Raw genomic sequence first — 26,093 nt, 5'->3', positions numbered from 1 at the left:
CCCGCACCTCAACTCAGGCTCACTTCGAGTAGTACTCGACGATGAGCTGCTCTTGCACCTGGGTGTCGATCTGCTGGCGAACCGGCAGCTGGTGAACCAGGACGCGGAGCTTGTCGGGCACGACGCCGAGCCACGCGGGAACAGAGCGCTCGCCAGCGGTCGCCCGAGCGACCTCGTAGGGCAGCAGGTTGCGCTTGTTCTCGCGGACCTCGATGATGTCGTGCTCGCGAACGCGGTAGGACGGGATGTCCACCTTCTTGCCGTTCACCAGAATGTGGCCGTGGCGCACCTGCTGGCGAGCGGCGTCACGCGACTGGGCGAACCCGGCGCGGTAGATGACGTTGTCGAGACGGGTCTCCAGGATCTGGAGCAGCACCTCACCCGACTTGCCGCTCTTGCCCGCAGCTTCCTCGTAGTAGTTGCGGAACTGCTTCTCGAGGACGCCGTAGATGCGGCGGGTCTTCTGCTTCTCACGAAGCTGAAGCTGGTACTCGGACTCCTTGGGGCGTCCGCGGCCGTGCTCACCCGGCGGGTAAGGACGGATCTCGATGGGGCACTTGGCGGACTCGCACTTGCTGCCCTTGAGGAAGAGCTTGGTCTTCTCGCGACGGCAGAGCTTGCAGTCCGCGCCCGTGTAACGAGCCATTTCTCTCTATCTCCTGGGATTCAGACGCGGCGGCGCTTGGGCGGGCGGCAACCGTTGTGCGGAACCGGCGTGACGTCCTGGATCGAACCCACCTCGAGGCCGGTGGCCTGCAGCGAGCGGATCGCGGTCTCACGGCCGGAGCCGGGACCCTTGACGAAGACGTCGACCTTACGCATGCCGTGCTCCATGGCGCGGCGAGCGGCGTTTTCCGCAGCCATCTGCGCGGCGAACGGGGTGGACTTCCTGGAGCCCTTGAAACCCACGTGGCCGGCGCTGGCCCAGGAGATCACGTTCCCAAGCGGGTCAGTGATCGAAACGATCGTGTTGTTGAACGTGCTCTTGATGTGGGCGTGCCCGTGAGCGACGTTCTTCTTCTCCTTGCGGCGCACCTTCTTCGGTGCGCCCTGACGGCTCTTAGGAGGCATTGTTTGCCATTACTCCTGAGGTCTTCGGTCCCGCGGCTGCGTGGACTACTTCTTACCGGGCTTCTTCTTGCCGGCGACGGTCTTCTTCTTGCCCTTACGGGTGCGCGCGTTGGTCTGCGTGCGCTGACCGTGCACGGGCAGGCCCTTGCGGTGCCGGATGCCCTGGTAGCAACCGATTTCGATCTTGCGACGAATGTCGGCCTGGACCTCGCGGCGCAGGTCACCCTCGATCTTGAAGTTCGCCTCGATGTAGTCACGCATCGGGACGAGCTCGGTGTCGGAGAGCTGGTGGACCCGGAGGTCGCCGCTGACACCGGTGGCCTGGAGGATCTCCTGGGCGCGGGTGCGGCCGATTCCGAAAATGTAGGTGAGAGCGATCTCCAGCCGCTTGTCGCGGGGGAGGTCGACGCCAACCAGGCGAGCCATGGTCGGGCATTCTCCTTCTTTGTGGCGGAGGTCTTGCGCCTCACTGCCCCTCCCCAATGCCCGGGGTGAGGGCCCCGGCCTCCGACCGGGGGTCTTCCGAGTGGTTCAGGTCCTTACGAAAAGGCCTGCCTACCCGGGTGTGAAACGCGCTAACTGTTGCAGGCTTCTCATGCGTCGAGCCCGCTCCCTCGCGGGGCGGACTCGGAGAAGCCTTGCGGCGACTAGCCCTGGCGCTGCTTGTGGCGCAGGTTGTCGCAGATCACCATGACGCGACCGTGCCGGCGGATCACCTTGCACTTGTCGCAGATCTTCTTGACGCTCGGCTTTACCTTCATTGTCCTTTGTGTTCCTCAGACGTCTTACTTGTATCGGTAGACGATCCGCCCACGACTCAGGTCGTAGGGGCTCAGTTCAACGACTACCCGGTCGTCTGGAAGGATCCGGATGTAGTGCATCCGCATCCGTCCGCTGATGTGGGCCAGGACCTTATGGCCGTTGTCGAGCTGCACCCGGAACATGGCGTTCGGGAGCGACTCAACCACAGTGCCCTCGATCTCGATGGCGCCGTCTTTCTTGGCCAAAATTCCTCGCGTTTCACTGATCGGTCGTCTGAGGCTCCGGTTCACTACGCAGCCGCGACCTTCACGCTTCGAAGAGAGCGACGGTCAGCAAGGACCGCCGACGCGTGATAGTCATAGTGAGCCGACTAAGGAGTGTACGACACCTGACTTCAAAACGCGAAACGCGTGCCAGGTGTCCTGACACAACCACGTGACAGTCTACCCCACGTTCTTGGGGCCTGAGGCACACAGCGGAAGGCCCGCCGAGGGAGAGAACTCGGCGGGCCTTCCAGGGGATGGGGCTCACAGGGCAGTGCGGTGCCTCGCGACATGAGATGACTAGTAGATGCGGTGCGGCGAGCCGCAGTAGGAGAACTTGCCGCCCCAGCAGGTGTAGGTGTACAGCTTCTTGATCCCGTGCTTGGACCAGGTCTCGCTGTACGACCCGTTCCACTCGCGGTAGAACTTGTGCCAGCTACCGCTGGAGTAGTACTTGAACCACACGTAGCCGTGCTTCGACGTGGACTCCTTGCCGTACCACTTCGTGTAGACCTTGCCGTTCTGCTTCCAGGTCTTGCCGTAGGTGTAGGCCTTGTGGTTGCTGGAGTAGTACTTGCCCCAGTTGCCCATCGACGTCGCCGTCGAGGCGGCGGTCTGGGTTGCGGTGGCCGCCTGGGCGGCGGGGGCGGCGATGGCGAGGCCGGTGACGGCGATCGAACCGGCGAGGGCGGCAGCTGCGAGGACCTTACGCATTTGGATTTCCTCCGTGAGTCGTGTTCCCGACACCGCTCACGTTAGGAAGTCGCGCTTATCCGTTCTGCGCACGAATCCACACAGTGCACTAATGCACAATGTCCTACTTCTTCTTCTTGTTCTTCTTCGGCGGATCGCTCCCGAAAATGGTGCTCACCAGCAAAATCACGCCCCACGGCCCCATCACCCACATCGGCCACGGATAGACCCCGCCGCCCGCCGAAATGCTCACGATCAGCCAGATGACCCAGTTGATCCCGCTGGCCATGGCCCAGGCGCCCCAGGCCGCCTTCATGCCCGAATGCATGCCGTCTTTGCTTTCGATGGCCTTCGCCTGCTTGGCGGGCCGGTTGCGCAGGTCCACGTCGGGCAGGTCGGCCGTCAGCTTGGCGAGCTCACCATACGTCTTGCTCTTGTAGAGCTCTTCGAGCCGCTCGTTGAACTCGTCCATCGAGATGCGGCCCTCGGCGGTGTGCTCGCGAAGGATGGCGGCCACCCGGTCGCGGTCGGAGTCGGATGCTCGCATTTCGGGGCTGTTCGCCATCCCACCCACTCCAGGGCTAGGTCTGCAGTTGAGTTAGGCGCTCCTTGCCCCCGTCAAGGGCGGTCAGCACCCAAGGACCATTATGTGTCACGGCAACGCTGTGTTCGAAGTGTGCGGAGGCCTTGCCGTCGATCGTCACCACGGTCCAGTCGTCGGCCAGCACACGCGTACGCTCCGTGCCCAGGTTGACCATCGGCTCGATGGCCAGGCACATGCCCTCCTCCAGCACCGGGCCCCGGCCTGGCCGGCCGTGGTTGGCGATCCACGGGTCCATGTGCATCTCGGTGCCGATACCGTGGCCGCCGTACTCCTGAGGGATGCCGAACCGGCCTTGCGACTTGACGTACCGCTCGATCTCGTGGCCGATGTCGGACAGGTGGCGGCCAGGCCGCAGCGCCGCGATGCCGCGCCACATGGACTCTTCCGTGACCCGCATCAGCTCCGTGAGCTTGGGATCCACTTCGCCGACCGGGACCGTGACCGCCGAGTCGCCATGCCAGCCATCGAGGATGGCACCGCAGTCGATCGAGATGATGTCGCCCTCGCGCAGCTCGCGGGCGTCGCCCGGGATGCCGTGCACCACCTCGTCGTTCACCGACGCGCAGATCGTCGCGGGAAAGCCCTGGTAGCCCTTGAACGACGGGACCGCGCCCTCGCCCCTGATCGCCTTCTCGGCGATGGAGTCCAGGTCGAGCGGCGTCATGCCGGGCTCGACCGAGCGCTTCAGCAGGTCGAGCGTGCGCCCGACCACCAGCCCCGCCGCCCGCATCTTCTCGAGCTGCTCTGGTGACTTGATCTGGATTCCGTGGCGGTTCCTCTTGAACATGTTCTGCCCCCCTGGGTCTCAACGGGCCACCTGGGGGCCCAATTCCCCCACAATAGCCGCGAGGTGGCACGGAAACCCGTGCCACCTCCGCACATCGGTGCCGCCGCAGCTAGCCCATGAACGGGCGGATCGCCTCCATGGCTCGCTGGGTGACTTCCTCGACCGGACCGGTCGCGTCGACCCCCACGAGGATGCCCTCATCGGCGTAGTACGAGACCAGCGGCGCCGTCTGCTCCTGGTAGACCTCCAGGCGGTGCCGAACGGTCTCCTCCTTGTCGTCGTCCCGCTGGAACAGCGCGCCCCCGCACGCGTCGCACCTGTCGTCCTTCTTGTCATCGAACTCGACGTGCCAGATACGGCCGCATTGGCTGCACGTGCGCCGGCCGGCCAGCCGCCTGACCACCTCGTCGTCGTCCACGACGAGCTCAAGGACGAGGTCCAGTGCCTGGCCCCAGTCCTTGAGCATGTCGCGCAGGATCTCCGCCTGCGCGACATTCCGCGGGAAGCCGTCGAGCAGGAAGCCGTCCTGCGCGTCCGGCTCCGAGAGACGGTCACGGACCATGGCGATGGTGACCTCGTCGGGCACCAGGTCGCCACGGTCCATATATGTCTTGGCGAGCTTGCCAAGATCCGTGCCCCCCGAAACGTTGGCACGGAAGATGTCACCTGTCGAGATCTTCGGGATGGACAGGTTCGATGCGATGTACTGGGCCTGTGTCCCCTTACCCGCTCCGGGGGGCCCGACCAGAACGAGACGCACTACCGCAGGAAGCCTTCGTAATTACGCTGCTGAAGCTGGCTCTCAACCTGCTTAACCGTGTCCAGTCCGACGCCTACCATGATCAGAATGCTCGTCCCTCCGAACGGGAAGTTCTGGCTCGCACCGGCCACCGCCAGCGCGACGATCGGGACCATGGAGATCAGACCCAGATAGATCGCGCCCGGTGTGGTCAGACGGGTGAGCACGAAGTTCAGGTATTCAGCCGTCGGCCGGCCGGGGCGGATGCCCGGAATGAAACCACCGTACTTCTTCATGTTGTCGGCGACTTCAGTGGGGTTGAACGTGATGGACACGTAGAAGTACGTGAAGAAGACGATCAGCGCGAAGAACGTGGCCATGTAGATCGGCGTGTCGCCCGTGGCCAGGTTCTGTGAGATCCACCGGATCACCACGTTGTCGGTGGTCTGGAAGAGCGACGTCACCAGCTGCGGCAGGTAGAGCAGCGAGGAAGCGAAGATGACCGGAATGATGCCGGCCTGGTTGACCTTGAGCGGGATGTAGGTGGAGGTGCCGCCGTACATCCTGCGACCGACCATGCGCTTGGCGTACTGGACGGGAATGCGCCGCTGCCCCTGCTCGACGAAGACCACCGCGGCGATCATGAAGATGCCGACCACCATGACGACGGCGAAGGTGAACTTGTTGGCCTGGAAGATGTTGGCCAACTCGGACGGGAAGACCGCGACGATCTGGGTGAAGATCAGAATGGACATGCCGTTGCCGACGCCCCGGTCGGTGATCAGCTCGCCCAGCCACATGATGACGGACGTGCCGGCCGTCATGATGACCACCATCGTGACGATGCCGAAGATGTTGTCGGGGTCGAGCAGGACGTCCTGCTGGCAGTTCGGGAAGAGCTGGCCGGTGCGGGCCAGGGCGATGAACGCGGTCGACTGCAGGACCGCGAGTCCGATGGTCAGATAACGCGTGTACTGCGTGATCTTGGTCTGGCCGGACTGGCCTTCCTTCTTCAGCGCCTCGAGGCGCGGGATCACGACGACGAGCAGCTGGAGAATGATGCTCGCGGTGATGTACGGCATGATGCCGAGCGCGAACACTGAAAGTTTCAGGAGGGCGCCGCCGCTGAACAGCTGCACCATCCCGTAGATGTTGCCGGTGTCTTGATCAGCGCGCGCCTGGTTGAAACAGGCCGCCAGATTCTGTACGTGAACTCCCGGAGTCGGAAGAACCGAGCCGAGACGGAAAAGCGCGATGATGCCCAGGGTGAAGAGCAACTTCTTGCGCAGGTCCGGCGTCCGGAACGCCCGGGTAAACGCGGTCAGCACGGTCCCTCCTGCGCGCCTATAAGGCGATGTGAGTGTGCGGCGATGGTGCGGGAATCTGTCATCTGAGTCTCATTGTCAAACGAGCCGGACAGAAGCCTGCCGTCTGCGAACTCTAACGCACTACGGGCGTGGGGGCCCATTGTCAGAGCCCCCACGCCTCGTCATAGCGTTACTACAGCTCGGTAACGGAGCCACCGGCGGCGGCGATCTTCTCCTTCGCGGCGGACGAGAAGGCGTGAGCCTGCACGTTCACCGCGACCGAGATCTCGCCGGTGCCGAGCACCTTGACGAGCTGGTTCTTACGAACAGCACCCTTGGCGACCAGCGCCTCGACGGTGACCTCGCCACCCTCGGGGAACAGCTCGCCGAGCCTGTCGAGATTGACGACCTGGTAGGTCGTCTTGAACAGGGCGTTCGAGAAGCCCTTGAGCTTCGGCAGACGCCTCTGCAGCGGCACCTGGCCACCCTCGAAACCGAGGGGGACCGTCGTGCGGGCGTGGCTGCCCTTGGTGCCGCGACCGGCCGTCTTGCCCTTCGACGCCTCGCCACGGCCCTTGCGGACCTTGGCCTTGTTGGCGCCGGGGGCGGGACGCAGGTCGTGAATCTTGAGCGGAGCGTTGTCAGTCATGACTAGTCGACCTCTTCCACCTCGACGAGGTGCGTCACCACGGAGACCATGCCGCGAATCTCGGGCCGGTCCTCCTTGACGACGACATCGCCGATTCGCTTCAGGCCAAGCGAACGCAGCGAGTCACGCTGGTTCTGCTTGCCACCGATCTTCGAGCGAACCTGAGTGATCTTCAGGCGTGCCATGACTAGCTCACCGCCTTCGCGGCCGCGGCCTCCGCGATGCCCTCGCGCTGAGCCTTGAGCATCCGGGCCGGAGCCACGTCCTCGATCGGCAGGCCACGGCGGGCGGCGATCTCCTCGGGCCGGGAAAGGCCCTTCAGAGCCGCCACGGTGGCGTGCACGATGTTGATCGGGTTGTCCGAGCCGAGCGACTTGGACAGCACGTCGTGGATGCCCGCGCACTCCAGCACCGCACGCACCGGGCCACCGGCGATGACGCCGGTACCGGCCGAGGCCGGACGCAGGAAGACGACGCCGGCCGCCTCCTCACCCTGCACGGTGTGCGGGATGGTGCCCTGGATGCGGGGCACCTTGAAGAAGTGCTTCTTCGCTTCCTCGACGCCCTTGGCGATGGCCGCGGGGACTTCCTTGGCCTTGCCGTAGCCGACGCCGACCAGGCCGTTGCCGTCGCCGACGACGACGAGGGCGGTGAAGCTGAAGCGACGACCACCCTTCACGACCTTGGCCACTCGGTTGATCTTCACTACGCGCTCGATGTACGAGACGCCCTTGTCGGCGGCGCCACCGCGGCGATCGTCACGACGGTCACGCCGCTCGCCACCGGTGCCGCCACCGCGACGCGGAGCTGCAGCCATCAGTGGTTCCTCATCTCAGTTGCCATCAGAATTCGAGCCCGCCTTCGCGGGCGCTGTCCGCCAGGGCCGCGATGCGACCGGCGTAGCGGTTGCCACCGCGGTCGAAGACGACCGCCGTGATCCCGGCTTCCTTGGCCCGCTGAGCGAGGAGCTCGCCGACCTTCTTGGCCTTCTCCGTCTTGTCCGCCTCCAGCGAGCGCAGCGAGGGGTCCATGGTGGACGCGCTCACCAGCGTGTGGCCGACGGTGTCGTCCACGATCTGGACGAACATGTGACGGGTCGAACGGTTGACGACCAGGCGCGGGCGCGCGGTCGTACCGACGACGTTCTTGCGGACGCGGCGGTGACGGCGAGCCCGCGAGACGGTGCGGGCAGCCGTGTGCTTGCTGAACGCAGTCTTCGGAGCCATGCCTACTTACCAGCCTTTCCGACCTTGCGGCGGATCTGTTCGCCCTGGTAACGCACGCCCTTGCCCTTGTACGGGTCTGGCTTGCGCAACTTGCGGATGTTGGCCGCGACCTCGCCGACCTTCTGCTTGTCGATGCCGTCCACGTGGAACAGGGTCGGCCTCTCGACGCGGAAGGAGACGCCCTCGGGAGCGTCGACGATGACCGGGTGGCTGAAGCCCAGCGAGAACTCCAGCTGCGTCGGGCCCTTGGCCGCGACGCGGTAACCGACGCCGACGATCTCCAGGGACTTCGAGTAGCCCTGAGTGACGCCCTGCACCATGTTGGCGATCAGCGTCCGGGACAGGCCGTGCAGCGCACGGACCTTGTTCTCGTCGTTGGGCCGGCTGACGGCGATGGCGCCGTCGTCGTCCCGAGCCACCTTGATGGGCTCGGCGACCTTGTGAGAAAGCGTGCCCTTCGGGCCCTTGACCTGGACATCCTGGCCGTCGATCGTGATGTCTACGCCGCTGGGCACAGGGATGGGCAGCCGTCCGATTCGCGACATGCTGTGTTCCTCCCCTCTACCAGACGTAGGCGAGGACTTCCCCGCCCACACCACGCTTGCCGGCCTGCTTGTCGGTCATGAGGCCGTGGGACGTCGAGATGATCGCGACGCCCAGTCCGCCCAGGACTCGAGGCAGGTTGTCCTTCTTCGCATAAACCCGCAGACCGGGCTTGGAAACCCGGCGCAGGCCCGCGAGCGACCGCTCACGGGTGGGCCCGAACTTGAGCTCCACCACGAGGTTCTTCCCGACCTTGGCGTCTTCGACGGTCCAGGCCTGGATGTAGCCCTCCTGCTGGAGGATCTCGGCGATGTGCGCCTTGATCTTCGAATACGGCATCGACACGCTGTCGTGGTACGCCGAGTTTGCGTTACGCAGACGTGTCAGCATGTCTGCGATCGGGTCGGTCATCGTCATGATGGCCAGTGGCCTTCCTCGCCGCGGTTTCCAGTCGGCCAAGCAGTGCTAATGGTCGAGTCCGCCTCAGCTTGCTCCCTGAGGGCTGCTTCGCATCCCTCAGCGTCTCGCTTCGGCTACCTCTCCGTGCTCTACCGGTGGACCTTCGGCGTGGTCATGGACGCTACACAGAGCGTCCGGTCTTCTATTGACAGGGGGGCGACGCGGGGCCGCCCCCCAGGGTATCTACCAGCTCGACTTGGTGATGCCGGGCAGCTCGCCCCGGTGCGCCATCTCGCGGAAGCACACGCGGCAAAGCCCGAACTTGCGGTAGACGGCGCGCGGCCGGCCACAACGCGTGCACCGGGTGTAGGCCCGGACCTCGAACTTCTGCTTGCGCCCCGCCTTGGCGATCAGCGACTTCTTCGCCATTGGATCAGGCCTCCTTGAAGGGGAAGCCGAGGAGCTTCAGCAGCGCCCGGCCCTGGTCGTCGTTCTTCGCGGTGGTCACGATCGTGATGTCCATGCCCCGCGGCCGGTCGACCTTGTCCTGGTCGACCTCGTGGAACATGACCTGCTCGGTCAGACCGAACGTGTAGTTGCCGTTGCCGTCGAACTGCTTGGGCGACAGGCCGCGGAAGTCCCGGATACGGGGCAGCGCCAGCGACAGCAGCCGGTCCAAGAACTCCCACATGCGGTCGCCGCGCAGCGTGACGTGCGCACCGATCGGCATGCCCTCGCGCAGCTTGAACTGGGCGATGGACTTGCGGGCCCGGACCACGGCCGGCTTCTGGCCGGTGATCGCGGTGAGGTCGCGGACGGCGCCCTCGATGAGCTTCGAGTCGCGAGCCGCCTCGCCGACGCCCATGTTGACCTTGATCTTGGTCAGGGCCGGGATCTGCATGACGTTCTCGATGCCGAACTGCTCACGAAGCTGCTGCGCGATCTCCTCGCGGTACTTCGTCTTGAGTCGCGGCGTCTGACGCTCGGTCTCAGTGGTCGTGGCGGTCATCAGCTGTCCTCACCCGTCTTCTCGTCGGCCGGCTTCTCGTCGGCCGGCTTCTCGTCGGCGGGCTTGTCGTCCTTGAGCTTCTTCACGTTCGAGACGTGGATCGCGGCTTCCATGGTCTGCACGCCGCCGGTCTTGGCGCCGCGCGGACCCTGGTGGGTCTCCTTCGAGTGCTTCTTGATCATGTTGACGCCCTCGACCACCACGCGGTCCTCGCTCGGAAGAGCGGCGATCACACGGCCCTTGGCACCCTTGTCCTTGCCGGCAACGACCTGGACCAGGTCACCCTTCTTCACATGCAACGACTTCGGCATTACAGCACCTCCGGGGCGAGCGAGATGATGCGCATGAACTTCTTGTCACGCAGCTCGCGGCCGACCGGGCCGAAGATACGAGTGCCGCGAGGGTCACCGCTGTCCTTGATGATGACGGCGGCGTTCTCGTCGAAGCGGATGTAGGAGCCGTCGGGCCGGCGGCGCTCCTTGACCGTGCGGACGATGACGGCCTTGACCACATCGCCCTTCTTGACGCCAGTGCTGCCGGGCAGCGCGTCCTTGACAGTGGCGACGATGACGTCGCCGATACCGGCGTAGCGTCGGCCCGAGCCACCGAGCACACGGATGCAAAGGATCTCCTTCGCGCCCGTGTTGTCGGCGACCTTGAGCCGCGACTCCTGCTGGATCACGTTGAACTCCTGTTAGTCGCGCCGGTTCTCATTTCTGAGCCTGGCGGAACCGTCGTTGTCTTGTTCCCACGGCCACAGCCCTCTCAGAGGCCCGCACCGCAGGCGACGCGGGACCACTGGCCCCGCGTCCTTGGACGCCGTCATGGGGGCTCTCAGAGCCCCCACGAGGCGCGGTATATGCGAGAGGGCCTACTTGGCCTTCTCGAGGATCTCCACGACCCTCCACCGCTTGGTGGCGGAGAGGGGGCGGGTCTCCATGAGCAGCACGCGGTCGCCGACGCCGCAGGCGTTGGCCTCGTCGTGTGCCTTGTACTTGGTCGTACGGCGGATGACCTTGCCGTACAGGCGGTGCTTCACGCGGTCCTCGACGGCGACGACGACGGTCTTGTCCATCTTGTCGCTGACGACGAGGCCCTCGCGGACCTTGCGGAAGTTCCGCCCGTCCTCGGTCGTGTTCTCGGTGGTCTCGGTCTCAGCCATCGCTCGTCTCCTTCTCGACCGTGACGATGCCCAGCTCGCGCTCGCGCATCACGGTGTAGATACGGGCGATCTCGCGGCGGACGGCACGCAGCCGCCCGTGGCTCTCCAACTGACCGGTCGCCGCCTGGAAGCGGAGGTTGAAAAGCTCCTCCTTGGCCTCCTTGAGCTTCTGGACCAGGGTGTCCTGGTCCTCCACTCGCAGCTCGCCGGCGGTCAGGCTCTTAGCCATCACGCCTCACCCACTTCACGCTTAACAATCTTGCTTGTTGAATAAGCGCAGCATTGGCAGCTTGTGGTTCGCGAAGCGAACATCAGGCCTCACCCACTTCACGCTTAACGATCTTGCACTTCATTGGCAGCTTGTGGATCGCCCTGGTGAGCGCCTCACGCGCGACCGACTCCGCCACGCCGGACAGCTCGAACATCACGCGTCCGGGCTTGACGTTGGCGATCCACCACTCCGGCGAGCCCTTACCGGAACCCATGCGGGTCTCGGCGGGCTTCTTGGTGAGGGGACGGTCGGGGTAGATGTTGATCCACACCTTGCCGCCACGGCGGATGTGACGGGTCATGGCGATACGAGCGGACTCGATCTGGCGGTTGGTCACGTAGGAGTGCTCAATCGCCTGGATGCCGAACTCGCCGAACGTGACCCTGGTGCCGCCCTTGGCGGCTCCGCTGCGGTCGGGCCGGTGCTGCTTGCGGTGCTTGACCCTGCGCGGGATCAGCATGGTCAGCTCCCTTCAGCACCCGGCTGCGCGGCCGGGCCGGTCTCGGGGGCAGCCTGGGAGGCGGCCTCAGTACGGGGGGCGCGGCCGCCGCCGCGACGCGGACGGTCACCACCACCACCACGGCGGGGACGCTCGCCACCGCCACGACGGTCGTCGCGCTCGCGACGCTGGCCGGCACGAGCACCGGCGGCAGCCGCCTCGCGCTCGGCGCGGCTGGTCGGAGCCTCGCCCTTGTAGATCCAGACCTTCACGCCAATGCGGCCGAAGGTCGTACGGGCCTCGTAGAAGCCGTAGTCGATGTCCGCGCGGAGCGTGTGCAGCGGCACCCGGCCCTCGCGGTAGAACTCCGACCTCGACATCTCGGCGCCGCCCAGACGACCGGCGCACTGGACACGGATGCCCTTGGCGCCGGACTTCATGGCCGACTGCATCGCCTTGCGCATGGCACGGCGGAACGAGACACGGCTGGACAGCTGCTCGGCCACGCCCTGCGCGACGAGCTGCGCGTCGATCTCCGGGTTCTTGACCTCGAGGATGTTGAGCTGGACCTGCTTCTTGGTCAGCTTCTCCAGGTCGCCACGGATACGGTCCGCCTCGGCGCCGCGCCGGCCGATCACGATGCCCGGACGCGCGGTGTGGATGTCCACCTGCACGCGATCCGTGGTGCGCTCGATCTCGACCTTGGAGATGCCGGCCCGCTCCATGCCCTTCTGCAGCATGCGGCGGATCGCCACGTCCTCGGCGACGTACGACTTGTACAGCTTGTCGGCGTACCACCGGCTCTTGAAGTCGGTCGTGATGCCGAGGCGGAACCCGTGCGGGTTAACCTTCTGGCCCACTATCGGGTCCTTCCCTTCGGCTCGCGGGACTCCACGATCACAGTGATGTGGCTTGTCCGCTTGTTGATCCGATAGGCGCGACCCTGTGCACGCGGACGGAACCGCTTCAGCGTCGGGCCCTCGTCGACCCACGCGCGGCTCACGACGAGCGTGCTCGGGTCGAGATCGAAGTTGTGCTCAGCGTTCGCCATGGCGCTGCTGAGCACCTTGTAGATCGGCTCGCTCGCCGACTGGGGAGCGAACTGCAGCACGGCCTGCGCCTCCGAAGCGGGCAGCCCGCGAATAAGGTCCACCACGCGGCGGGCCTTGAGGGGCGTGACACGGACGAACCGTGCCTGAGCCCTGGCTTCCATCGCTTACTCCTCTAATGCTTCTGAAGGCGTCTATCGCCGGCTGCGCCGGTCGTCCTTGACGTGGCTGCGGAACGTCCGCGTCGGGGCGAACTCTCCGAGCTTGTGGCCGATCATCGACTCGGTGATGAACACCGGGACGTGCTTGCGGCCGTCGTGCACGGCGATCGTGTGCCCGAGCATGTCGGGAACGATCATGGAGCGCCGCGACCACGTCTTGATGACGGTTTTGGTGCCCTTCTCGTTCTGGACTTCGACCTTCTTCTGAAGGTGGTCGTCCACAAAGGGACCCTTCTTAAGGCTACGTGGCATTTCGGCTGCTCCTACCGCTTCTTCCTCTTGCTCCGACGACGGATGATCAGCCGGTCGCTGGACTTGTTGGCCTGGCGGGTGCGGCCCTCGGGCTTACCCTTCGGGTTCACCGGGTGGCGACCACCGGAGGTCTTGCCCTCACCACCACCGTGCGGGTGGTCGACGGGGTTCATCGCGACACCGCGGACGGTGGGGCGCTTGCCCTTCCACCGCATACGGCCGGCCTTGCCCCAGTTGATGTTGGCCTGCTCGGCGTTGCCGACCTGACCGACCGACGCCCGGCAGCGCACGTCGACCATGCGCATCTCACCGGACGGCATACGCAGGGTGGCGTACTGGCCTTCCTTGGCGAGCAGCTGGATCTGGGCGCCCGCGCTACGGCCGAGCTTGGCGCCGCCGCCCGGACGGAGCTCCACCGCGTGGATGAAGGTACCGGTCGGGATGTTGCGCAGCGGCAGGCAGTTGCCCGGCTTGATGTCGGCCGCGGGGCCGTTCTCGATACGGTCGCCCTGCTTGAGGCCCGTCGGCGCGATGATGTAGCGCTTCTCGCCGTCGGCGTAGTGGAGCAGAGCGATATTGGCGGTGCGGTTGGGGTCGTACTCGATGTGAGCGACCTTTGCCGGAATGCCGTCCTTGTCATGCCTACGGAAGTCAATGATCCGGTAGGCGCGCTTGTGACCGCCGCCCTGGTGGCGCGCGGTGACCCGGCCGTGTACGTTGCGGCCGCCCTTGCCATGAAGGGGCGCAAGCAACGACTTCTCGGGCTCGCTGCGGGTGATCTCGGAGAAGTCCGAGACACTCGATCCGCGGCGACCCGGAGTGGTCGGCTTGTACTTACGGATGCCCATCTTTTTCGTTCATCCTTCGTCGGTTACATGGGTGAGCCCGCCGCACCGAAGTGCGACGGTCTCAGCCCCGCGCAGGCCTACGACCCACGCTCACTTCTAAGGCTGCTAGCCGATCTGACCGAAGATGTCGATCCGATCGCCCTCGACCAGGCTCACGATCGCGCGCTTGGTGTCGGGACGCTTGCCGAAGCCGGTACGGGTGCGCTTGCGCTTGCCCTGCCGGTTGATCGTGTTCACATCGGTGACCTTGACCCCGAAGATCTGCTCAACAGCGATCTTGACCTCGGTCTTGTTCGCGGTCTTCTTCACCAGGAACGTGTACTTGTTGTGCTCATCGATCAGGCCGTAGCTCTTCTCAGAGACGACCGGCTTGATGATGACGTCACGCGGGTCGGCGATCTTCTCCATCAGGCCTCTTCCTTCCCGCTGCCGCTCAGCCGAGCGACAACCTGGTCGTACGCCTCCTGGGTGAAGACCACGTCGTCGGACACGAGCACGTCGTACGTGTTGAGCTGCCCCGCGTCCAGCAGGTGGACCTCAGGGGCGTTGCGCAGGCTCAGCCACGTCAGCTCATCGGCCTCGTCTACCACGAGGAGCACCCGGGGAGCCTGCGTGACCTTGCGCAGCGCCTCCAGCGCGGCCTTGGTCTTGGGGGTCTCCCCCGGGACCACCGAGCTGACCACGTGGACGCGGCCGCCGCTCGCGCGGTCGGACAGGGCGCCACGCAGGGCGGCGACCTTCATCTTCTTGGGCGTGCGCTGCGCGTAGTCACGCGGCACGGGGCCGTGGACGACGCCACCGCCGGCGAACTGCGGCGCACGGGTCGAGCCCTGACGGGCGCGGCCGGTGCCCTTCTGGCGGTACGGCTTCTTGCCACCGCCGGAGACCTCACCACGGGTCTTGGCCTTGTGGGTGCCCTGCCGGCGAGCGGCGAGCTGGGCCACGACCACCTGGTGGATCAGCGGAATGTTGACCTTGGTGCCGAAGATGTCCTCGGGCAGGTCAATCGTGCCGGTCTTCGCCCCGCTGGGGTCGAGGACGTCGATAGTGGTGCTCACTTGGATGCCCCCTTCTTGGCAGCGGTGCGGACGAGGACCAGGCTGCCGTTGGCGCCGGGGATCGCACCCTTGATCAGGATGAGACCGTTCTCGGCGTCCACGGAGTGAACTTTGAGGCTCTGCACAGTGGTGCGGACGTTACCCATCCGACCAGCCATGCGGAGGCCCTTGAATACGCGGCCCGGGGTGGCGCAGCCACCGATGGAACCCGGCGAGCGGTGCTTGCGCTGCGTACCGTGCGACGCGCCCAGACCACCGAAGCCGTGCCGCTTCATGACACCGGCGAAGCCCTTGCCCTTGCTCTTGCCCGTCACGTCGACGAACTGGCCGGCCTCGAAGGTGTCGGCCAGCAGCTCCTGGCCCAGGGTGTAGTCGCTCGCGTCGTCGGTGCGGATCTCCGCGAAGTAACGGCGCGGGGTGATGTCGTGCTTGCGCAGGTAGTCGCCGAGCGGCTTGTTGACCTTCCTGGGGTCGACCTGCCCGAAGCCGAGCTGTACGGCGGCGTAGCCGTCCTTCTCGGGAGTACGGACGCGGGTCACCACGCACGGACCGGCCTCGACCACGGTCACCGGAACCATCCGGTTGTCCGCGTCGAAGACCTGGGTCATGCCGAGCTTCTTGCCCAGGACGCCCTTGATCGTCTTAGCCATGTCAGTGCGTTCCCTCAGAGCTTGATCGAAATGTCGACGCCCGCGGGAAGGTCGAGCCGCATGAGCGAGTCAACCGTCTTGGGCGTCGGATCGATGATGTCAATCAGCCGCTTGTGCGTGCGCATCTCGAAGTGCTCGCGGCTGTCCTTGTACTTGTGCGGCGAGCGGATGACGCAGTACACGTTCTTCTCGGTCGGCAGCGGCACCGGGCCCGCGACCTTCGCGCCAGTCCGCGTCACCGTCTCGACAATCTTCTTGGCCGAGCTATCGATGACCTCGTGGTCATAGGCCTTAAGCCGGATGCGGATCTTCTGTCCCGCCATAATGGCCTCGGTGTCCTTCGCTGTCGTCTGAAAAAGTATCGTGCGGCCTGTTGCCGCTGTGCTGGTGCAGGTCAAAGCCTGCGTGACCCCACGAGGCAGACGCAGTCGATCTGCCTTTTCTTCCGTGATCCGGCAGTGACTTCGGTCACGAGGCCGAAGCTACTGCTGGATCACGGCCCTTTACGTGGAGCCCTTACGTGGTGCGACGGTCGGACCCGAAGGTTCGGGGCCGACCGCCGCCCCGACGGTCTAGCTACTTGATGATCTTCACGACCCGGCCGGCGCCGACGGTGCGGCCACCCTCACGGATCGCGAACTTGAGGCCGTCCTCCATGGCGATGGGCTGGATCAGCTCAACGCGCATCTCGGTGTTGTCGCCCGGCATGACCATCTCGGTGCCCTCAGGGAGGTGCACGACACCGGTCACGTCAGTCGTACGGAAGTAGAACTGCGGACGGTAGTTGTTGAAGAACGGCGTGTGGCGGCCGCCCTCGTCCTTGGACAGGATGTAGACCTGGCCGGTGAACTCGGTGTGCGGGGTGGTCGTGCCCGGCTTGATGATGCACTGGCCGCGCTCGACCTCGTCGCGCTTGATGCCGCGGAGCAGCAGGGCGGCGTTGTCGCCGGCCTCGCCCGTGTCGAGCATCTTGTTGAACATCTCGATGCTGGTGACGGTGGTGGTCGTCTTCTCCGGCTTGATGCCGATGATGTCGACCTGCTCGTTGACCTTGACGACACCGCGCTCGATACGGCCGGTGACGACCGTGCCGCGACCGGTGATCGAGAAGACGTCCTCGACCGGCATGAGGAACGGCTTGTCCGTCTCACGCGGCGGCTCGGGAACGTTCTCGTCCACGGCGTTCATCAGCTCGACGATGCTGTCGGCCCACTTCTCGTCGCCCTCGAGAGCCTTGAGCGCGGAGACGCGGACGACCGGCAGGTCGTCGCCGGGGAACTCCTGAGCGGACAGGAGCTCACGGACCTCCAGCTCGACGAGCTCGAGGATCTCCTCGTCGTCGACCATGTCGGCCTTGTTGAGGGCCACGACGATGTAGGGGACGCCGACCTGGCGGGCCAGGAGGACGTGCTCCTTCGTCTGCGGCATCGGGCCGTCGGTGGCGGCGACCACGAGGATGGCGCCGTCCATCTGAGCGGCACCGGTGATCATGTTCTTGACGTAGTCCGCGTGACCCGGGCAGTCAACGTGCGCGTAGTGACGCTTCTCCGTCTGGTACTCGACGTGCGCGATCGAGATCGTGATGCCGCGAGCCTTCTCCTCGGGCGCCTTGTCGATCTTGTCGAACGGGGTCGCCTTGTTCAGCTCGGGGAAACGGTCGTGAAGCACCTTGGTGATCGCCGCGGTCAGCGTGGTCTTGCCGTGGTCGATGTGCCCAATGGTGCCGATGTTCATGTGCGGCTTGGTCCGCTCGAACTTGGCCTTAGCCACTGGTTCTCTCCTTGAGAATCTGACTGACTTTCGTCTACACACTCGGGCCCGGGAACTCCCGAACCCCTTGGCGGCGGGGTGGCTCTCACCACCCCACCAGGGACCAGGACAGAAGTCCTGACCCGATCCCTCACGGGATCGGACCAGGAACTACTCGCCCCGGGCCTTCGCGACGATCTCCTTGGCGATGCCCGGAGGCACCTCCGAGTAGGAGTCGAACTGCATGCTGTAGCTCGCCCGCCCCTGCGTCTTGCTACGCAGGTCACCCACGTAGCCGAACATCTCAGACAGCGGCACGAGCGCCGTGACGACACGGGCGCCGGCCCGCTCGTCCATGGACTGGATCTGCCCGCGGCGGCCGTTGAGGTCTCCGATGACGTCACCCATGTAGTCCTCGGGCGTGGTGACCTCGACGGCCATCATCGGCTCGAGGAGCACGGCGTCCGCCTTGCGCGCGGCCTCCTTGAAGGCCATCGAGCCAGCGATCTTGAACGCCATTTCCGAGGAGTCGACGTCGTGCGCGGCACCGTCGACCAGCGTAACCTTCACGCCGACCATCGGGTATCCGGCCAGCACGCCGAACTCGGCGGCCTCCTGAGCGCCCGCGTCGACCGAGGGGATGTACTCCCTCGGGACCCGGCCACCCGTGACCTTGTTCTCGAACTCGTAGCCGTCGTTGCCCTCGCCCAGCGGCTCGAGGTTGATGATGACCCGCGCGAACTGACCGGAACCACCGGTCTGCTTCTTGTGGGTGTAGTCGAGCTTCTCCACCTTGCGGCGGATCGTCTCGCGGTAGGCCACCTGCGGACGACCGACGTTGGCCTCGACCTTGAACTCGCGACGCATACGGTCGACGAGGATCTCCAGGTGAAGCTCGCCCATGCCCCAGATGACCGTCTGGCCGGTCTCCTCGTCACGGCGGACCTGGAAGGACGGGTCCTCCTCGGCCAGCCGCTGGATCGCGGTCGACAGCTTCTCCTGGTCGCCCTTGGTCTTGGGCTCGATGGCGACGTTGATCACCGGAGCCGGGAACGTCATCGACTCGAGGACGACCTGGTTCGACGGGTCAGAGAGGGTGTCACCGGTGGTGGTGTCCTTCAGACCCATGACCGCCACGATCTGACCAGCGATCGCCGAGGGGCGCTCTTCGCGCTTGTTGGCGTGCATCTGGTAGATCTTGCCGATCCGCTCCTTCTTGCCCTTCACAGAGTTGACAACCTGTGAACCGGTGTCGAGCGTGCCGGAGTAGATGCGGATGTAGGTGAGCTTGCCCAGGTGGGGGTCACTGGCAATCTTGAACGCCAAAGCAGAGAACGGCTCGGCCGGGTCCGCGTGACGCTCGATCACCTGGTCCTCCTTGCCGACCGCATGACCCTTGAACGCCTTGAGGTCGGTCGGGGCGGGGAGGTAGGCGACGATCGCGTCGAGCAGGGGCTGCACGCCCTTGTTCTTGAACGCGGTCCCGCACAGCACCGGGTTGATGGCGCTGGCCAGCGTGGCGCGGCGAATGGCCGCGACCAGCTGCTCCTCGGTGGGCTCCTGGCCCTCGAGGAAGAGCTCCATCAGCTCGTCGTCGTTCTCGGCGACAGTCTCGATGAGACGGTCCCGCCACTCGCGAGCGGCCTCGGCGTGGTCGGCCGGGATGTCGACGGTGTCGTACATCTCGCCCTTGGCGGCCTCGGCGCTCCAGATGAGACCCTTCATCTTGATGAGGTCGATGACGCCCTTGAAGTCGGCCTCAACGCCCCACGGAAGCTGGATCACGGCCGGGGTCGCACCCAGGCGGGTGACCATCATCTCGACGCAGCGGTGGAATTCCGCGCCGACCCGGTCCATCTTGTTGACGAAGCAGATCCGCGGAACTTCGTAGCGGTCAGCCTGGCGCCACACCGTCTCCGACTGCGGCTCGACACCCGCGACGCCGTCGAACACGGCGACCGCACCGTCGAGGACGCGGAGCGAACGCTCCACCTCGATGGTGAAGTCGACGTGACCCGGAGTGTCGATGATGTTGATGGTGTGACCGATCCACTCACAGGTGGTCGCGGCAGACGTGATCGTGATGCCGCGCTCCTGCTCCTGCTCCATCCAGTCCATCGTGGCAGCGCCCTCGTGGACTTCACCGATCTTGTAGTTGATGCCGGTGTAGAACAGGATGCGCTCGGTCGTGGTGGTCTTGCCCGCGTCGATATGGGCCATGATCCCAATGTTGCGGACCTTGGCCAGGTCAAGAGCGGTCGTAGCGGCCACTTTAACTCGCGTCCTCGTCGTCTCGTCGAACCCGCTGTTACCAGCGGTAGTGGGCGAAGGCCTTGTTGGACTCGGCCATCTTGTGGGTGTCCTCACGCTTCTTGACGCTCGCCCCGAGGCCGTTGCTGGCGTCGAGGAGCTCGTTCATGAGGCGCTCAGTCATGGTCTTCTCGCGGCGGGCGCGGGAGTACTGCACCAGCCAGCGCAGGGCCAGGGTGGTGCTGCGCGCGGCGCGCACCTCGACCGGCACCTGGTAGGTCGCGCCACCGACCCGGCGGCTGCGGACCTCGAGGGTGGGCTTGACGTTGTCGAGCGCGCGCTTCAGGGTGACGACCGGGTCGTTGCCCGTCTTCTCCCTGCAGCCCTCGAGGGCGCCGTAGACGATCGACTGCGCGATGGAGCGCTTGCCGTCCAGGAGCACCTTGTTGATCAGAGCGGTGACCAGCGGCGAGCTGTAAACCGGGTCAGCCATGAGCTGACGACGGCCAGGAGATCCCTTACGAGGCATTGTTAGCTCTTCTCCCTCTTCGCGCCGTAGCGGCTACGGGCCTGCTTGCGGTTGCGGACACCCTGGGTGTCGAGCGAACCGCGGATGATCTTGTAACGAACACCAGGCAGGTCCTTCACACGACCGCCACGCACGAGCACGATGGAGTGCTCCTGCAGGTTGTGACCCACACCGGGGATGTAGGCCGTGACCTCGATGCCGTTCGTGAGCCGAACGCGGGCCACCTTGCGCAGTGCCGAGTTGGGCTTCTTCGGAGTCGTGGTGTAAACGCGCTGGCACACGCCGCGCCGCTGCGGACTCCCCTTAAGGGCAGGAGTCTTGGTCTTGGAGACCTTGTCCTGCCGGCCCTTACGGACCAACTGCTGAATAGTGGGCACTGCCACTCCGTTTCGTGCCTTGGCCGGTGTTACGTCAGTTGTGATGCATTTCGCAGGTTCTGCCGGTGTCATGACCTGCTGGTTTTGTCTGTCTCGGCGCCCCCGCGCTCGGGCGTGTCGCGCTATTCACGCAGACGTCCCGCGAGGATTACGAGCCAGGAAGCCGTCCCGCGCCCGTAATGAGCGCACGGTCGAGAGCCCGCATAGAGACGGGCACGATGTCCAAGACTACCCAGGCCCATGCGACACGTCAAAACGGCGCGGCAAGCCGACAGGCCGTGCCACTCCGGATCGCTGGGGCCTATTCATCCAGCCCATCTACAGCTCCACGTTAATGATATAGGCTCCCGCCGCGTTCCGTCCTCGGTACGCCCAACCGTCACCCGACCGCGACCAACCAACGACCGTATCCCGAGGTGTCGCGGGGTTCGATTGACCTGTCGCCCAGGGTCTCCCGCCCAACCACGGAACAAGCCCCACAGCACGCCGTAACGGCCGCCAGGAGACCGCTGAGGGGCGCAGCGGCCCACGCCTCGCCCAGGGACCCGGCCCACTGTGCGCCGTAACGGCGGCTCGCCACTGAAGGGCTCAGAAACCGTCTCCCTGGAGGGCCCTCAGCTCCGTACGGCGTCTGGAGCGGCCACGGCACCGCCGTAACGAAAGAAGGGGTTGGCGACACGCGCCCGGTCCACCTGCGCGACGGACCCCACGCAGAAAAGCAACGCGCGCGGGCCTGTCGAACGAGCGACCCGAGCGCGTCACGTAGAGCACCCAGACGGCGCGGGCCTGTCGAACGAGAGACCCGAGCGCGTCACGTAGAGCACCCAGACGGCGCGGGCCTGTCGAACGAGCGACCCGAGCGCGTCGAGCACCTCGGCGGAAAAGCAACGCGCCCGGGCCTCTCGGACGAGAGACTCGGGCGCGTTGCCTAGAGCACCTGGACGGCGCGGGCCTCTCGGATGAGAGATCCGGGCGCGTTGCCTAGAGCACCTGGACGGCGCGGGCCTCTCGGATGAGAGATCCGGGCGCGTCACCTAGAGCTGACTAGGAATTCACCGGTTGTACTGGCCGAAGTCGTACTCCTCCAGCGGGACGGCCTCGCCGCTGCCGGTGCCGAAGGTGTAGTCGGCCGCGGAGCCGTCGTAGCCACCGACGGTGTACATGGCCGCCTTGGCCTCTTCGGTCGGCTCCACCCGGATGTTCCGGTACTGCGGCATGCCCGTACCGGCCGGGATGAGCTTACCGATGATGACGTTTTCCTTCAGACCCAGCAGCGAGTCGGACTTGGCGTGGATCGCCGCGTCCGTCAGCACCCTGGTCGTCTCCTGGAAGGACGCCGCCGACAGCCACGACTCGGTCGCGAGCGACGCCTTCGTGATGCCCATGAGCACCGGACGACCGGCGGCCGGAGAGCCGCCCTCCGCCACGGTCTCGCGGTTCATCAGCTCGAAGCGCGGCCGCTCCACGAGCTCACCGGGCAGCAGGTCGGTGTCACCGGACTCGAGCACGTTGACGCGCTTGAGCATCTGCCGAACGATGATCTCGATGTGCTTGTCGTGGATCGACACACCCTGGGACCGGTAGACCTGCTGGACCTCCGCCACCAGGTGCAGCTGCACGGCCCGCGGGCCGAGGATACGCAGCACCTCGTTGGGGTTGACCGCACCGGCGACCAGCTGCTGGCCGACCGTGACCCGCTGGCCGTCCTGCACGAGCAGGCGCGAGCGCATCGACACCGGGTAGGCGATCTCTTCCGAGCCGTCGTCCGGAGTGATGACGATCTTCCTGGTCTTGTCGGTCTCGTCGATGCGAGCCCGGCCCTCGGCCTCGGAGATCGGGGCGACACCCTTGGGGATGCGCGCCTCGAACAGCTCCGTGACACGGGGCAGACCGTGGGTGATGTCGGCGCCGGCCACACCACCGGTGTGGAAGGTCCGCATCGTCAGCTGCGTGCCGGGCTCGCCGATCGACTGGGCGGCGATGATGCCGACCGCCTCGCCGACGTCCACGAGCTTGCCGGTGGCCAGCGAGCGACCGTAGCAGGTCGCGCAGACACCGATCTTCGCCTCGCAGACGAGCGCGCTGCGCGTGCGCACGGTCTCGACCCCGGCCTCGACCAGCTTCGTCACGTGAATGTCGTTGATGTCGACACCCGCGGGAACGATGACCTTGCCGTCGACCTCGACGTCCTCGGCCAGAATGCGGCCGTGCACGTTGGACTCGGCGTTCTCCGCCTTGACCAGGTTGCCCGTCGCGTCCCGATCGGCCACGTGCAGCGGGACGGCGCGGTCGGTGCCGCAGTCGATCTCACGCACGATGACGTCCTGGGCCACGTCCACCAGACGACGGGTCAGGTAACCCGAGTCGGCGGTACGCAGCGCGGTGTCGGCCAGACCCTTCCGCTGACCGTGGGTGGAGATGAAGTACTCCAGCACCGACAGACCCTCGCGGAACGAGGCCTTGATCGGCCGCGGGATCGTCTCACCCTTGGTGTTGGACACCAGACCGCGGATGCCGGCGATCTGCCGGACCTGCATCTTGTTACCACGGGCGCCGGAGTTGACCATCATCCAGACCGGGTTGGTCGCCGGGAAGGCGTTGACCATGTCGGTCTCGACGTCGGCCGTCGCGTGCGTCCAGATCTCGATGAGCTCCTGACGGCGCTCCTCGTCGGTGATCAGACCGCGCTCGTACTCGCGCTGGACCTTGTCGGCCCGGCGCTCGTAGTTCTCCATGATGTCGGTCTTGTTGGGCGGCGCGACGACGTCCTCGATCGAGATCGTGACGCCGGAGCGGGTCGCCCAGCGGAAGCCGGCGTCCTTGAGCGCGTCGAGCGAGTTGGCGACCTCGATCTTGGGGTAGGTCTCCGCCAGCTCGTTCACGATCGTGGACAGCTGCTTCTTGCCGACCTGGAAGTCGACGAACGGGTAGCTCTCAGGCAGCGTCTGATTGAACAGGCACCGTCCGAACGTGGTCTCCAGCCGGATCGCATCGCCCTGCTCCCAGCCATCGGGAGCCACCCAGTCGCGCGGCGGCAGGACGTCGTCCTTCAACCGGATCTGGATCTTCGCCTGGATCTCCAGCTCGCTGCGGTCGAAGGCCATCTGCGCCTCGGCGATCGAGCCGAACACGCGGCCTTCGCCGATCGCGCCGTCCTTCTGAGTGGTCAGCCAGTAGAGGCCGATGACCATGTCCTGGGTGGGCATCGTCACGGGCTTGCCGTCGGCCGGCTTGAGGATGTTGTTGGTCGAGAGCATCAGGATGCGTGCCTCGGCCTGGGCCTCAGCCGACAGCGGCAGGTGCACGGCCATCTGGTCGCCGTCGAAGTCCGCGTTGAACGCGGTGCAGACGAGCGGGTGGATCTGGATGGCCTTGCCCTCGACCAGCTGCGGCTCGAACGCCTGGATGCCCAGGCGGTGGAGCGTCGGGGCGCGGTTGAGCAGCACCGGGTGCTCGGTGATGACCTCTTCGAGCACGTCCCACACCACGGGGCGGGCGCGCTCGACCATCCGCTTGGCCGACTTGATGTTCTGCGCGTGGTTGAGATCCACGAGCCTCTTCATCACGAACGGCTTGAACAGCTCCAGCGCCATCTGCTTGGGCAGACCGCACTGGTGCAGCTTGAGCTGCGGGCCGACGACGATGACCGAACGGCCGGAGTAGTCGACTCGCTTGCCCAGCAGGTTCTGGCGGAAACGACCCTGCTTACCCTTCAGCATGTCGCTGAGGGACTTCAGCGGACGGTTGCCGGGACCGGTGACCGGGCGACCGCGACGGCCGTTGTCGAACAGCGCGTCCACGGCCTCCTGGAGCATCCGCTTCTCGTTGTTCACGATGATCTCGGGCGCGCCGAGGTCGAGCAGACGCTTGAGGCGGTTGTTCCGGTTGATGACCCGGCGGTAGAGGTCGTTGAGGTCGGAGGTCGCGAACCGGCCACCGTCGAGCTGCACCATCGGGCGCAGGTCCGGCGGGATGACCGGAATGCAGTCCAGCACCATGCCACGCGGCGAGTTGGTGGTGTTGAGGAACGCCGACACCACCTTGAGCCGCTTGAGCGCACGGGCCTTCTTCTGGCCCTTGCCGCTGCGGATCGTCTCGCGCAGGTTTTCGGCCTCGGCGGTGAGGTCGAAGCTGATCAGGCGGTCCTGGATCGCCTGCGCGCCCATGCCGCCCTTGAAGTAGCGGCCGAAGCGGTCGCGCATCTCGCGGTAGAGCAGCTCGTCGCCCTCGAGGTCCTGGACCTTGAGGTTCTTGAAGCGGCTCCAGACCTCGTCGAGCCGGTCCAGCTCACGCTGGGCCCGGTCGCGCAGCTGACGCATCTCGCGCTCGGCGCCCTCGCGGACCTTACGGCGCTGGTCGCCCTTGGCGCCGGCCGCCTCGAGCTCGGCCAGGTCGCCCTCGAGCTTCTTCTGCCGGGCCTCGACATCAGCGTCACGACGCTGCTCGATGTGCTGCCGCTCGACGGAGATCTTCGCCTCCAGCGAGGGCAGGTCACGCTCACGCATCTCGGTGTCGACATGCGTGATCATGTACGCCGCGAAGTAGATGACCTTCTCCAGGTCCTTCGGGGCCAGGTCGAGCAGGTAGCCGAGGCGCGACGGGACGCCCTTGAAGTACCAGATGTGCGTGACCGGCGCGGCCAGCTCGATGTGGCCCATCCGCTCACGACGCACCTTGGCCCGGGTCACCTCGACGCCACAGCGCTCACAGATGATGCCCTTGAACCGGACGCGCTTGTACTTACCGCAGTAGCACTCCCAGTCCCGGGTGGGGCCGAAGATCTTCTCGCAGAAGAGCCCGTCCTTTTCCGGCTTGAGGGTCCGGTAGTTGATCGTCTCCGGCTTCTTGACCTCGCCGTGCGACCACTGACGAATGTCGTCGGCGGTCGCAAGACCGATCCTGAGCTCGTCGAAGAAGTTGACGTCTAGCATTTGTGCGATCTCCCCCTCAGACTTCTTCCACGCTGCTCGGCTCACGCCGGGACAGGTCGATGCCGAGCTCCTCCGCGGCGCGGAAGACGTCCTCGTCGGTGTCGCGCATCTCGATGGACATGCCGTCACTGGAGAGCACCTCGACGTTCAGGCACAGCGACTGCATTTCCTTGATGAGGACCTTGAAGGACTCCGGAATGCCGGGCTCGGGAATGTTCTCGCCCTTGACGATGGCCTCGTAGACCTTCACGCGGC

General features: G+C 65.6%; 37 protein-coding genes. All 37 read right to left on the bottom strand.

All coding sequences use genetic code 11. From position 1 onward, the window contains the following. Positions 1–19 precede the first annotated feature (19 nt). The gene (gene rpsD, locus ACTWPT_RS20730; protein WP_443179060.1) at positions 20–646 is read right to left on the bottom strand and encodes a 30S ribosomal protein S4; all 627 of its coding nucleotides are present in this window, start codon (positions 644–646) and stop codon (positions 20–22) included. Positions 647–666: 20 nt separating this feature from the next. After that, entirely contained in the window at positions 667–1,071 is a 405-nt protein-coding gene (rpsK, locus tag ACTWPT_RS20725; RefSeq protein WP_132337049.1) for a 30S ribosomal protein S11, read from the bottom strand. A gap of 45 nt (positions 1,072–1,116) precedes the next feature. Next, complete coding sequence (gene rpsM, locus ACTWPT_RS20720) at positions 1,117–1,497, bottom strand: 30S ribosomal protein S13 (protein WP_443179059.1); 381 nt, start codon at positions 1,495–1,497, stop codon at positions 1,117–1,119. Positions 1,498–1,718: 221 nt separating this feature from the next. Further along, entirely contained in the window at positions 1,719–1,832 is a 114-nt protein-coding gene (gene rpmJ / locus ACTWPT_RS20715) for a 50S ribosomal protein L36 (RefSeq protein WP_003956441.1), read from the bottom strand. A 24-nt stretch (positions 1,833–1,856) separates the two neighbouring features. Further along, positions 1,857–2,078 carry a translation initiation factor IF-1 gene (gene infA / locus ACTWPT_RS20710; RefSeq protein WP_012887858.1) on the bottom strand — a complete coding sequence of 74 codons (222 nt, stop codon included), beginning with the start codon at positions 2,076–2,078 and terminating at the stop codon, positions 1,857–1,859. 318 nt (positions 2,079–2,396) lie between these two features. Continuing rightward, a complete protein-coding gene (locus ACTWPT_RS20705; RefSeq protein ID WP_443179058.1) occupies positions 2,397–2,810 on the bottom strand; it encodes a hypothetical protein in 414 nt (137 codons plus the stop codon). Between the two features lie 103 nt (positions 2,811–2,913). Beyond that, positions 2,914–3,336, bottom strand: coding sequence for a DUF1707 SHOCT-like domain-containing protein (locus ACTWPT_RS20700; RefSeq protein WP_443179057.1), 423 nt, complete (start codon positions 3,334–3,336; stop codon positions 2,914–2,916). Positions 3,337–3,370: 34 nt separating this feature from the next. Further along, entirely contained in the window at positions 3,371–4,180 is an 810-nt protein-coding gene (map, locus tag ACTWPT_RS20695; protein WP_443179056.1) for a type I methionyl aminopeptidase, read from the bottom strand. A gap of 109 nt (positions 4,181–4,289) precedes the next feature. Next, on the bottom strand, positions 4,290–4,940 hold the full coding sequence (locus ACTWPT_RS20690) for an adenylate kinase (protein WP_443179055.1): 651 nt from the start codon (positions 4,938–4,940) through the stop codon (positions 4,290–4,292). Next, on the bottom strand, positions 4,940–6,247 hold the full coding sequence (secY, locus tag ACTWPT_RS20685; RefSeq protein ID WP_443179054.1) for a preprotein translocase subunit SecY: 1,308 nt from the start codon (positions 6,245–6,247) through the stop codon (positions 4,940–4,942). The genes ACTWPT_RS20690 and secY overlap by 1 nt, the downstream gene beginning before the upstream one ends. Before the next feature lie 172 nt (positions 6,248–6,419). Continuing rightward, positions 6,420–6,875 carry a 50S ribosomal protein L15 gene (rplO, locus tag ACTWPT_RS20680; RefSeq protein ID WP_443179053.1) on the bottom strand — a complete coding sequence of 152 codons (456 nt, stop codon included), beginning with the start codon at positions 6,873–6,875 and terminating at the stop codon, positions 6,420–6,422. A gap of 2 nt (positions 6,876–6,877) precedes the next feature. Then, the gene (rpmD, locus tag ACTWPT_RS20675) at positions 6,878–7,060 is read right to left on the bottom strand and encodes a 50S ribosomal protein L30 (RefSeq protein WP_080043226.1); all 183 of its coding nucleotides are present in this window, start codon (positions 7,058–7,060) and stop codon (positions 6,878–6,880) included. 2 nt (positions 7,061–7,062) lie between these two features. Beyond that, positions 7,063–7,692, bottom strand: a complete 630-nt coding sequence (gene rpsE, locus ACTWPT_RS20670; protein ID WP_049572667.1) for a 30S ribosomal protein S5 — start codon at positions 7,690–7,692, stop codon at positions 7,063–7,065. Between the two features lie 25 nt (positions 7,693–7,717). Then, positions 7,718–8,101, bottom strand: coding sequence for a 50S ribosomal protein L18 (gene rplR / locus ACTWPT_RS20665; RefSeq protein ID WP_327585753.1), 384 nt, complete (start codon positions 8,099–8,101; stop codon positions 7,718–7,720). A gap of 2 nt (positions 8,102–8,103) precedes the next feature. Beyond that, positions 8,104–8,646: a 50S ribosomal protein L6 gene (gene rplF, locus ACTWPT_RS20660; protein WP_443179052.1), complete on the bottom strand. Its 543-nt coding sequence runs from the start codon at positions 8,644–8,646 to the stop codon at positions 8,104–8,106. Positions 8,647–8,662: 16 nt separating this feature from the next. After that, the gene (gene rpsH, locus ACTWPT_RS20655; RefSeq protein WP_020542297.1) at positions 8,663–9,061 is read right to left on the bottom strand and encodes a 30S ribosomal protein S8; all 399 of its coding nucleotides are present in this window, start codon (positions 9,059–9,061) and stop codon (positions 8,663–8,665) included. Between the two features lie 225 nt (positions 9,062–9,286). Beyond that, complete coding sequence (locus ACTWPT_RS20650; RefSeq protein ID WP_090769707.1) at positions 9,287–9,472, bottom strand: type Z 30S ribosomal protein S14; 186 nt, start codon at positions 9,470–9,472, stop codon at positions 9,287–9,289. Between the two features lie 4 nt (positions 9,473–9,476). Then, on the bottom strand, positions 9,477–10,052 hold the full coding sequence (gene rplE / locus ACTWPT_RS20645; RefSeq protein ID WP_443179051.1) for a 50S ribosomal protein L5: 576 nt from the start codon (positions 10,050–10,052) through the stop codon (positions 9,477–9,479). Beyond that, positions 10,052–10,351, bottom strand: coding sequence for a 50S ribosomal protein L24 (rplX, locus tag ACTWPT_RS20640; protein ID WP_443179275.1), 300 nt, complete (start codon positions 10,349–10,351; stop codon positions 10,052–10,054). The genes rplE and rplX overlap by 1 nt, the downstream gene beginning before the upstream one ends. Before the next feature lie 11 nt (positions 10,352–10,362). Then, a complete protein-coding gene (rplN, locus tag ACTWPT_RS20635; RefSeq protein WP_026214151.1) occupies positions 10,363–10,734 on the bottom strand; it encodes a 50S ribosomal protein L14 in 372 nt (123 codons plus the stop codon). 189 nt (positions 10,735–10,923) lie between these two features. Continuing rightward, positions 10,924–11,214, bottom strand: a complete 291-nt coding sequence (gene rpsQ, locus ACTWPT_RS20630) for a 30S ribosomal protein S17 (protein ID WP_443179050.1) — start codon at positions 11,212–11,214, stop codon at positions 10,924–10,926. Further along, positions 11,207–11,443, bottom strand: coding sequence for a 50S ribosomal protein L29 (rpmC, locus tag ACTWPT_RS20625; RefSeq protein ID WP_336212882.1), 237 nt, complete (start codon positions 11,441–11,443; stop codon positions 11,207–11,209). Before rpmC ends, rpsQ begins: the two co-directional genes overlap by 8 nt. An 82-nt stretch (positions 11,444–11,525) precedes the next feature. After that, positions 11,526–11,945, bottom strand: coding sequence for a 50S ribosomal protein L16 (gene rplP, locus ACTWPT_RS20620; protein ID WP_305924409.1), 420 nt, complete (start codon positions 11,943–11,945; stop codon positions 11,526–11,528). Between the two features lie 2 nt (positions 11,946–11,947). Then, positions 11,948–12,784: a 30S ribosomal protein S3 gene (gene rpsC / locus ACTWPT_RS20615; RefSeq protein WP_443179049.1), complete on the bottom strand. Its 837-nt coding sequence runs from the start codon at positions 12,782–12,784 to the stop codon at positions 11,948–11,950. Next, positions 12,784–13,137 carry a 50S ribosomal protein L22 gene (rplV, locus tag ACTWPT_RS20610; protein ID WP_103960883.1) on the bottom strand — a complete coding sequence of 118 codons (354 nt, stop codon included), beginning with the start codon at positions 13,135–13,137 and terminating at the stop codon, positions 12,784–12,786. The genes rpsC and rplV overlap by 1 nt, the downstream gene beginning before the upstream one ends. Positions 13,138–13,167: 30 nt before the next feature. Further along, a complete protein-coding gene (rpsS, locus tag ACTWPT_RS20605) occupies positions 13,168–13,446 on the bottom strand; it encodes a 30S ribosomal protein S19 (protein ID WP_138694758.1) in 279 nt (92 codons plus the stop codon). An 11-nt stretch (positions 13,447–13,457) separates the two neighbouring features. Next, entirely contained in the window at positions 13,458–14,294 is an 837-nt protein-coding gene (rplB, locus tag ACTWPT_RS20600) for a 50S ribosomal protein L2 (protein WP_443179048.1), read from the bottom strand. Positions 14,295–14,399: 105 nt separating this feature from the next. After that, the gene (gene rplW, locus ACTWPT_RS20595; protein WP_443179047.1) at positions 14,400–14,702 is read right to left on the bottom strand and encodes a 50S ribosomal protein L23; all 303 of its coding nucleotides are present in this window, start codon (positions 14,700–14,702) and stop codon (positions 14,400–14,402) included. Beyond that, the gene (rplD, locus tag ACTWPT_RS20590; RefSeq protein WP_443179046.1) at positions 14,702–15,352 is read right to left on the bottom strand and encodes a 50S ribosomal protein L4; all 651 of its coding nucleotides are present in this window, start codon (positions 15,350–15,352) and stop codon (positions 14,702–14,704) included. The genes rplW and rplD overlap by 1 nt, the downstream gene beginning before the upstream one ends. Continuing rightward, a complete protein-coding gene (gene rplC, locus ACTWPT_RS20585; RefSeq protein ID WP_443179045.1) occupies positions 15,349–16,002 on the bottom strand; it encodes a 50S ribosomal protein L3 in 654 nt (217 codons plus the stop codon). Before rplC ends, rplD begins: the two co-directional genes overlap by 4 nt. A 14-nt stretch (positions 16,003–16,016) precedes the next feature. After that, complete coding sequence (rpsJ, locus tag ACTWPT_RS20580) at positions 16,017–16,325, bottom strand: 30S ribosomal protein S10 (RefSeq protein ID WP_012887830.1); 309 nt, start codon at positions 16,323–16,325, stop codon at positions 16,017–16,019. A 253-nt stretch (positions 16,326–16,578) separates the two neighbouring features. Continuing rightward, entirely contained in the window at positions 16,579–17,772 is a 1,194-nt protein-coding gene (tuf, locus tag ACTWPT_RS20575; RefSeq protein ID WP_443179044.1) for an elongation factor Tu, read from the bottom strand. A 150-nt stretch (positions 17,773–17,922) separates the two neighbouring features. Continuing rightward, positions 17,923–19,971 carry an elongation factor G gene (fusA, locus tag ACTWPT_RS20570; RefSeq protein WP_443179043.1) on the bottom strand — a complete coding sequence of 683 codons (2,049 nt, stop codon included), beginning with the start codon at positions 19,969–19,971 and terminating at the stop codon, positions 17,923–17,925. Positions 19,972–20,059: 88 nt separating this feature from the next. Next, positions 20,060–20,530 (bottom strand): 30S ribosomal protein S7, encoded by a 471-nt coding sequence (rpsG, locus tag ACTWPT_RS20565; RefSeq protein WP_020542314.1) that lies wholly within the window; start codon positions 20,528–20,530, stop codon positions 20,060–20,062. Positions 20,531–20,532: 2 nt separating this feature from the next. Next, positions 20,533–20,907 (bottom strand): 30S ribosomal protein S12, encoded by a 375-nt coding sequence (gene rpsL, locus ACTWPT_RS20560; RefSeq protein WP_049572713.1) that lies wholly within the window; start codon positions 20,905–20,907, stop codon positions 20,533–20,535. A gap of 1,052 nt (positions 20,908–21,959) precedes the next feature. Then, the gene (locus ACTWPT_RS20555) at positions 21,960–25,838 is read right to left on the bottom strand and encodes a DNA-directed RNA polymerase subunit beta' (protein ID WP_443179042.1); all 3,879 of its coding nucleotides are present in this window, start codon (positions 25,836–25,838) and stop codon (positions 21,960–21,962) included. A 16-nt stretch (positions 25,839–25,854) separates the two neighbouring features. Next, the coding region (locus tag ACTWPT_RS20550; RefSeq protein WP_443179041.1) for a hypothetical protein at positions 25,855–26,093 on the bottom strand (239 nt) is incomplete at its 5' end.

The organism is Nonomuraea sp. 3N208, assembly GCF_052245935.1.
Classification (GTDB): Bacteria; Actinomycetota; Actinomycetes; order Streptosporangiales; family Streptosporangiaceae; genus Nonomuraea.
Note: the sequence above shows the minus strand (reverse complement) of the source record. Positions and strands in the feature narration are given on the sequence as shown.